At 70.0% G+C, this 6,849-nt stretch carries 8 protein-coding genes, 1 tRNA gene and 1 pseudogene; 4 read left to right on the plus strand and 6 right to left on the minus strand.

The features are described from left to right. Window positions 1-437 (plus strand): annotated as a pseudogene (locus tag IMZ11_RS41335) (glycosyl transferase); the annotation flags it as partial. Window positions 438-478: 41 nt separating this feature from the next. Here the strand turns inward: IMZ11_RS41335 and IMZ11_RS41340 are convergent. Continuing rightward, window positions 479-772, minus strand: a complete 294-nt coding sequence (locus IMZ11_RS41340; protein WP_061257022.1) for a hypothetical protein — start codon at window positions 770-772, stop codon at window positions 479-481. A gap of 232 nt (window positions 773-1,004) precedes the next feature. Between IMZ11_RS41340 and IMZ11_RS41345 the strand changes: the two genes are divergently transcribed. Further along, window positions 1,005-1,727 (plus strand): hypothetical protein, encoded by a 723-nt coding sequence (locus tag IMZ11_RS41345; RefSeq protein ID WP_228648850.1) that lies wholly within the window; start codon window positions 1,005-1,007, stop codon window positions 1,725-1,727. A gap of 118 nt (window positions 1,728-1,845) precedes the next feature. Here IMZ11_RS41345 and IMZ11_RS41350 read toward each other — a convergent pair whose 3' ends face one another. The 3 genes from IMZ11_RS41350 to add all read right to left on the minus strand — a co-directional run bounded on the left by IMZ11_RS41350 (window position 1,846) and on the right by add (window position 4,456). Continuing rightward, a complete protein-coding gene (locus IMZ11_RS41350) occupies window positions 1,846-2,526 on the minus strand; it encodes a hypothetical protein (protein WP_228648852.1) in 681 nt (226 codons plus the stop codon). A gap of 614 nt (window positions 2,527-3,140) precedes the next feature. Then, window positions 3,141-3,269, minus strand: coding sequence for a hypothetical protein (locus tag IMZ11_RS45850; RefSeq protein WP_255707995.1), 129 nt, complete (start codon window positions 3,267-3,269; stop codon window positions 3,141-3,143). A 209-nt stretch (window positions 3,270-3,478) separates the two neighbouring features. Further along, window positions 3,479-4,456, minus strand: a complete 978-nt coding sequence (add, locus tag IMZ11_RS41355; RefSeq protein WP_228648855.1) for an adenosine deaminase — start codon at window positions 4,454-4,456, stop codon at window positions 3,479-3,481. A gap of 329 nt (window positions 4,457-4,785) precedes the next feature. On the opposite strand from add, the gene IMZ11_RS41360 reads away from it, so the two are divergent. Both IMZ11_RS41360 and IMZ11_RS41365 read left to right on the plus strand, forming a co-directional pair. Next, window positions 4,786-5,091 carry a hypothetical protein gene (locus IMZ11_RS41360; RefSeq protein ID WP_228648857.1) on the plus strand — a complete coding sequence of 102 codons (306 nt, stop codon included), beginning with the start codon at window positions 4,786-4,788 and terminating at the stop codon, window positions 5,089-5,091. Between the two features lie 550 nt (window positions 5,092-5,641). Continuing rightward, on the plus strand, window positions 5,642-6,112 hold the full coding sequence (locus IMZ11_RS41365) for a hypothetical protein (protein ID WP_228648859.1): 471 nt from the start codon (window positions 5,642-5,644) through the stop codon (window positions 6,110-6,112). A gap of 207 nt (window positions 6,113-6,319) precedes the next feature. On the opposite strand, the gene IMZ11_RS41370 is transcribed toward IMZ11_RS41365, so the two are convergent. Both IMZ11_RS41370 and IMZ11_RS41375 read right to left on the minus strand, forming a co-directional pair. Then, a complete protein-coding gene (locus IMZ11_RS41370; protein WP_061257032.1) occupies window positions 6,320-6,514 on the minus strand; it encodes a DUF5302 domain-containing protein in 195 nt (64 codons plus the stop codon). A 169-nt stretch (window positions 6,515-6,683) separates the two neighbouring features. Continuing rightward, window positions 6,684-6,754 (minus strand) — tRNA-Cys (locus IMZ11_RS41375). Between the last annotated feature and the right edge of the window lie 95 nt (window positions 6,755-6,849).

Below are 6,849 nucleotides of genomic sequence, written 5' to 3' on the forward strand. Positions count from 1 at the left end.
GGCCAGGGGACGGGGGCCGCCAGGGCGGCGCGGGTAACGGTCCGGGCGGCGGCGGTCGCGGTAGTGGCGGGCTGCTCGCCGCGGCCACCCCGAGCGCGGAGCTCACCGCCGCGCTGCGGGCGGGCGCCTCCGCCTACACCTGGGTCGCCGCGACGGTCGGGTCCAACAACGCGGCGGGATACCAGCTCGCCTCCGGCGAACCGGTGATGGCGGTGGGTGGCTTCAACGGCACCGATCCGGCGCCGAGCCTCGACCAGTTCAAGCGGTACGTCGCCGAGGGCAGGATCCACTACTTCGTCGGCGACGGCATGGGGACCCGTGGAGGCGGCAGCGGCAGCGGCAGCGACTACGCCGAGCGCATCGTCTCGTGGGTGCGGGACACCTACGACGCGACGACGATCGGCGGCACCACGGTCTACGACCTGACCGCCCGCTGAGGATCGGCCTCGGACGGGGATCCGGGGAACGGCCCGCCCGGTCAGCGGGGCAGGCGGTAGGAGGTCTCCTCGATCAGGTCGCCCAGCAGTCCGGTCAGCTCGGGCCGGTCACGGAGCAATTCGTCCAGCCGGAACCGCCACGCCCCGATCTCCTCCGGCACGACGTCCTCCAGTTGGAGGCGCAGCCGGGTCTCGGCCAGCTTCAGCTGGTACATCACGCCGAGGTAGTGCCCGACCATGTCGCCCAGCCACCAGTACGCGTCGGAGGGGGCGGCCCGGACGAAGACGCGAGCGCCCTCCCAGGCGACTCTCGGGCGGTGGATGATGACTGCCATCGCTCCTCCCGGGCGTGATCGTACGCCCGGCCCGCCACCGCGTCCATCGCGTGCGAGGCCGTACATCCGGGCGGAGGGGGCCGGAGGGGCCGGCCCCGCGCCTCCTTGCACACCGCCTGCAGACGGGTGGCAAGCGGAGGTCAAGGCGCGTGCAGGCGGTGGAGCGTTCACTGAGTTCACGAAGCCCGGGGCCAACGGCCGGTCCGGGCGCCACGAACCTCAGGAGATCACGATGAAGCGCAGCACGCTCGGCCTGGCCGTCTCCGCGATGACCGGCCTCGCTTTCGCCCTCTCCGCCACCGTCGCGGCCACGCCCGCCATGGCCTCGGGAGACTACGGTCCGGACACCTGCCTCCAGGGGTACGTGTGGCGGACGGCACGGCCGTCGGACCTCGTCTGCGTCCAGCCCTCCGTCCGTGACCAGACCGCCAAGGACAACCAGGTCAAGGCGTCCCGCTGGACCTCCGGCCCGTTCGGGCCGCACACCTGCGTGACCGGTTTCGTCTGGCGCGAGGCGTTCACCGGGGACGACGTGTGCGTCACCCCCGCGGTCCGCGCCCAGGCGAAGCTCGACAACAGCAAGGCCGCCGACCGCAAGGTCTCCGCCCGTCTGTGGATCAGCCGGTACACGGTGCCGCCGCGCGACAACGGCGACGGAACCTCCACCAGCACCTCGGTCGACGACATTCCGCGGTTCAAGCTCAGCGGCGACCACTACAACGTCGGCCAGGTGAAGCTGTACATCCGGTTCGACACCGGTCGCCTGTACTGGAGCGGCGCCGTCACGGCCACCGCGCACAGCGGATTCGCCGGAGGCAGCTTCGGCAAGAACACCGGCGTGTTCGACTGCGCCGCCGCGGGCAAGCCTGCCAACGGCTACGCCCAGGCGTACGACGTGGTCTCCGGCCGCTGGTCGCCCCGCGTCCCGGTCCGGATCGGCTGCTCCGTGCTCTGAGCGATCACCGCGCCACCGGACAGGCGCACCCGGACGGACCGCCGCCTCGGCGGCGGTCGCCTTGGTGGCCCGGCGCCGCCGAACGGACGTCCCGGCGGCGCGTGATCCGGCGGCCGACTCAGCGACGGGTGAGACGGCAGGCGTCCTCCCACCGCAGCGGATCGATCGGTGCTTCGTGACGGATCAGGTCGGCGCAGTCGCCGATCGTGTCCGTCAGCAGCTTCCTGAGCATCGCGTCCGGATCGGCGACGCACGCCTCCGAGATCCCCCGGACCGAGAGCTGGACCGTGTTCGGCGCCGCGTACCTGCGGAAACCCTTGGCGGAGACCCGCACGCCGCGCCGGAACCTGTAGGCCCAGCGGGCCGCGTCGGGAACCTGCGCCAGAGCGAGCGAGCTCTGCGTGCCGACGCTGCCGTGTGGCCGCCCCTCGAGGCCGGCCAGCACGTGCTCGGCCGAGAGCACGGACACCGCCAGCGCGAGCTGCCGCTCGTGCGATACGACCGGCAGCGCCGAGGTCGCGCACCGCAGCGCGATGCGGGCGTCGATGCGCGGGTCGTCGCCGGTGAGCCCGATCACCGAGGGGATCAGCGGGGCCAGCGAAGGCCGGGCCGCGTCCGTCGTGTGGTCGTTGACCAGACGTGCGAGCCCGGCCAGCAGTGGATGCGTGCAAGCCGGATGATCGCTCCAGCGCTCTCCGGCGAGGAAGGACGCGAGCTCCATGAAGCAGGCGCCCTTGCTGGGGTTGCGATGCTTGCCGCGTGACAGCAGCGGCATTGCCGTGGGCATCTGATCGTGCACGAGAAACTCCCACCCGAATCGCCCAACATGTCGCTTTCCAGTGTGCGCCCAGGTGGCCGCATTGAGAAGAACCCGCCCCTCGGCCTCCATGTGACGGCCCGGAACGGACAATGCCGCAGGACGCGGACCGGCGCCGGGAACCCCGTATTCCAAGGGATTTCCGCGCTCGCCGCTTTGACGTTGGCAAAGTCGGGTTTCGGCGAAGCCGCCCATCGGAGAGGCCACGGGTCAGCGGATTCCGGACGGCGACGCGCTCGAGTGAGGGGTAATCAGGCTCAACGGAGCCTTTTGCCTCTAAAAGGTGACCATCGCGCTTTCCGCCCCTTAGCGTGAAGTGGGGAAGTTTCTCTAGGATCCTTGCCGCGGTCGACCTCAGCGGGCGGCAGGGTCGGGGATTCGACCTAGATCAATACGCCGTTTCGGCGTCATCCCGGGAGACCGATTCGATGCTCCGTACGCCAGGTACCACCTGGACGTAACCCATCCAAACGGAGTGATCTCTCATGCTCAAGGAAGCTATCTCGGCAGGCGCCCTGGTGGCGTCAGCACTCGTCGCCCCCGTGGCGATGTCCGCGCAGTCCGCCAGCGCCGACGCACCGGCCAAGGCCGTGACGTCAAGCAGCGCCACGGAACACCTCAGACCCTGCCCGCCCTGCGATGGGCATGGCCGCCATCGTCACCACCGCCACCACCGTGGCCGTCACCAGCAGCAGCAGCAGCAGCAACAGCAGCAGCAGCAGCAACAGCAGCAGCAGTGAGGAGCTGACTGCGGCACCGGCTGATGTCCGGTGATGTGGCGTCGTCCCGCGGGGCCCCGCGGGACGACGCTCTCGTCGTTTTCAAGGGCCTCTTGCTCGGACGTACGCCGGTGAGAGGGGGCGATCTCCCCGGGCTCCGACTCAGAGAGCCACGCGAAGGGCCCGGTTGGAAGACCGTGGGCGCCGGGACGAGGTCACGATGCCAGCCACCCATCGGTCTGGCGATGCAGCCGCTCCTTGGTCGCGGGGGGCGCGAAGGACGCGTCGATCCCCGCCCGGGCGAGCTCGGCCAGCGTTGGGTCGTCGTATCCGAAGGCGTCCCGAACCCGGGTGTACTCCTCCACCAACGACGTTCCGGCGATGGACGGGATGTCGGTGTTCAGCGTGACGACCAGGCCCGCCGCGCGCAGCCGCGGCAGCGGGTGGTCCTCGATCGACGGAGCGAACCCGAGGGTGACGTTCGACGACGGGCACACCTCCAGAGGGATCGCCCGCTCGCGCATCTCGGCGACCAGATCGTCGTCGTCCAAGGCGCGGATGCCGTGCCCGAGCCGCTCCGCGTGGCCGAGCAGGAGAGCCTCACGGATGCTCTCGGGGCCGCGCTCCTCGCCCGCGTGGTGCACGAGATGGACACCCGAATCCTTCGCCGCGTCGAGAACCTCCGCGAACGGGGCAAGGGAATAGGACTCCTCCCCGGCGAGGCCGATGCCGATGACGCCGTCCGAGGCGTACCGCGTGGCGAGCTTGAGCGTGCGCCAGGCCCGGTCGACCGACCGGCGCCGGGAGTGATCGAGGATGACCCGGCACTCGATGCCGTACGCCACCCGCCCCTCGGCCAGGCCCTCCAACACCGCCTCCAGGGGCATCTCCGGCCGGCCCAGCCGCTCGCCGTGCGACGCCGCCGTGAAGGTGACCTCGGCGTAGCCGGTGCCCTGCGCCGCCTCGTCCTCGCAGAACTCCAGGGCGATCCGCCGGAAGTCCTCCGGCCGGCGCAGGCACTCCCGTACGAGAGAGTTGTAGTCGGCGAACTGGCGGAAGCCGTTGAACGCGGGCGGAACGTCCGGAACGGTCAGGCCGTTCGCGTCGGCGATCTCCCGAACGGTCGTCCACCGGACGGTGCTCTCCAGATGGACGTGTAGATGGACCTTGGGCAGCCGCGCGATGTCCCGCATGTGTCCGAGGGTAGGGGCCCGGTCCGGCAGCGGGCATCCCAATATTCGCGTAGACCGTTGATCTGACGTCGAGTCGATCCGAACACACGGTAATCAGCCCCGACCGAGCCCTTTGCCACTTATGGGTGACCGTCCACTGTGGGCGTCCCTACCGTTGGGTTAGGTCGACACGCCGTTTCGGCGTCATCCCGGGAGACCGATTCGACGCTCCGTCCGTCCGTCCGCACCTCAGCTCGCGGCCCCGCCGCGTCGCTCCGCGGACCCGACACCACGAGATCCGGCCCCGCCGCTGAGCTGGGGCGGGGAACCGTCACACACGGAGTGATTTCATGCTCAGAAAACTTCTCGTCACCGGCGCACTCGTAGCGTCCGCCCTCGCCGTTCCGGTAGCGCAGCCCGCCAACGCCAGCGTCACGCCCAGCGCCACGAGCGCGGCCTCCACGTCGACGACTACCGCGAACGCCTCTGAAAGCTGCCACTGGAGACGGGGCTGCAAGATCTGCCACGGCAGAGTGGTCTTCTGCCGCCACCACCGTGGCCGTCACCAGCAGCAGCAGCAACAGCAACAGCAGCAACAGCAGCAACAGCAGCAACAGCAGCAACAGCAGCAGCAGCAGCAACAGCAGCAGCAGTGAGGAGCTGACTGCGGCACCGGCTGATGTCCGGTGATGTGGCGTCGTCCCGCGGGGCCCCGCGGGACGACGCTCTCGTCGTTTTCAAGGGCCTCTTGCTCGGACGTACGCCGGTGAGAGGGGGCGATCTCCCCGGGCTCCGACTCAGAGACCCGGTCGAAGTGCCCGGCGGGAAGGCCCGTTGCGTCCCGCATGAACGCGGCAGCAGGAGAGCCCACGGATGCTCTCGGGGCCGCACTCACTCCTCGGCGGGCGGGCATCCCAATATTCGCGTAGACCGTTGATCTGACGTCGAGTCGATCCGAACACACGGTAATCAGCCCCGACCGAGCCCTTTGCCACTTATGGGTGACCGTCCACTGTGGGCGTCCCTACCGTTGGGTTAGGTCGACACGCCGTTTCGGCGTCATCCCGGGAGACCGATTCGACGCTCCGTCCGTCCGTCCGCACCTCAGCTCGCGGCCCCGCCGCGTCGCTCCGCGGACCCGACACCACGAGATCCGGCCCCGCCGCTGAGCAGGGGCGGGGAACCGTCACACACGGAGTGATTTCCATGCTCAGAAACGCACTCGCCACCGGTGCGCTGGTGGCATCCGCACTCGTCGCCCCCGCTGTCCTCTCCGCCCAGCCGGCGAACGCCGCCGTCGCACCTCAGCCGGCACGTCCCATCTCGACAGCCACGGGTGCAGCGGACGATGGGGACCGCGACCGCCGTGGCCGCAGAGACGGCTGGGACCGCGACCACCGTGGCCGCAGAGACGGCTGGGACCACGACCACCGTCGCCGCAGAGACGGCTGGGACCACGACCACCGTCGCCGCAGAGACGGCTGGGACCACGACTATCGCGACCACCGCGACCACAGGGGCCGGGACCACTGGGACCACGGCGACCGCGACCGCTGGGAGCGCGGCCGGATGGAGCGCGGCCGGATGGAGCGCGGCCGCATGGAGCGCGGCCGTGAGCGCGGTCGCATGGAGCGCGGTCACATGGAGCGCGGTCGCATGGAGCGCGGCCGCCAGTAGTACGAGAGGCGGTTCGTTCTAGGGAGTGCTGGACACGACCTGGGACGAACCGCCGCTCAGAAACGACCCAGATCCGGCACGGTCCGGCAGATCCGTGTCATCGCCTCGCGGGGACGCCCGCGAGGCGATGGCGTGTCCGGAACATCGCAGGATGCCGGGGAGGCCCATCCCGGTCACAGGAGGGAGGGGGTGGGCCGGGGAGGTGGATCAGCCGCCGCTCTTGCGGCGGAACGAGCGCCGGCCGCCAGCGGGGCCGTGCGCGGCGTTGACCTTCGACGGGTCCTTGCCGGTGCCCGCGGCGTTCCGCTCGGCCTGGGTGCGCTTCTTACGCTCGAGGGCCTCGCGGAACTTGCGCTTCATCTCGTCTTCGGGGGCGTCGTGCTCCGGTTCGGCGGCAGTCATGCGGACCTCCTAAGGGGTGCATGCGCGCGGCTGTCAAGACCGGGCGCGGTTCACGCTCACCCTACCGCCACGCTCAGCTCATTGATCCAATGGGACGGAGTCGCCCGAAAGGCGGGCATGCGCAAGGGGGACATCGGATCACCACGACTCGGATCCGGCGTCGTTTCAGAGGTGGAGACGGGATTTGAACCCGTGTGGACGGCTTTGCAGGCCGCTGCCTCGCCTCTCGGCCACTCCACCGAGAGAGGCCCGTATCGGAGACCTCGCAGAGCGGAAGACGGGATTCGAACCCGCGACCCTCACCTTGGCAAGGTGATGCTCTACCACTGAGCCAC

Origin of the sequence: Microtetraspora sp. AC03309 (assembly GCF_020826795.1) — a bacterium.
GTDB lineage: Bacteria > Actinomycetota > Actinomycetes > Streptosporangiales > Streptosporangiaceae > Microtetraspora > Microtetraspora glauca.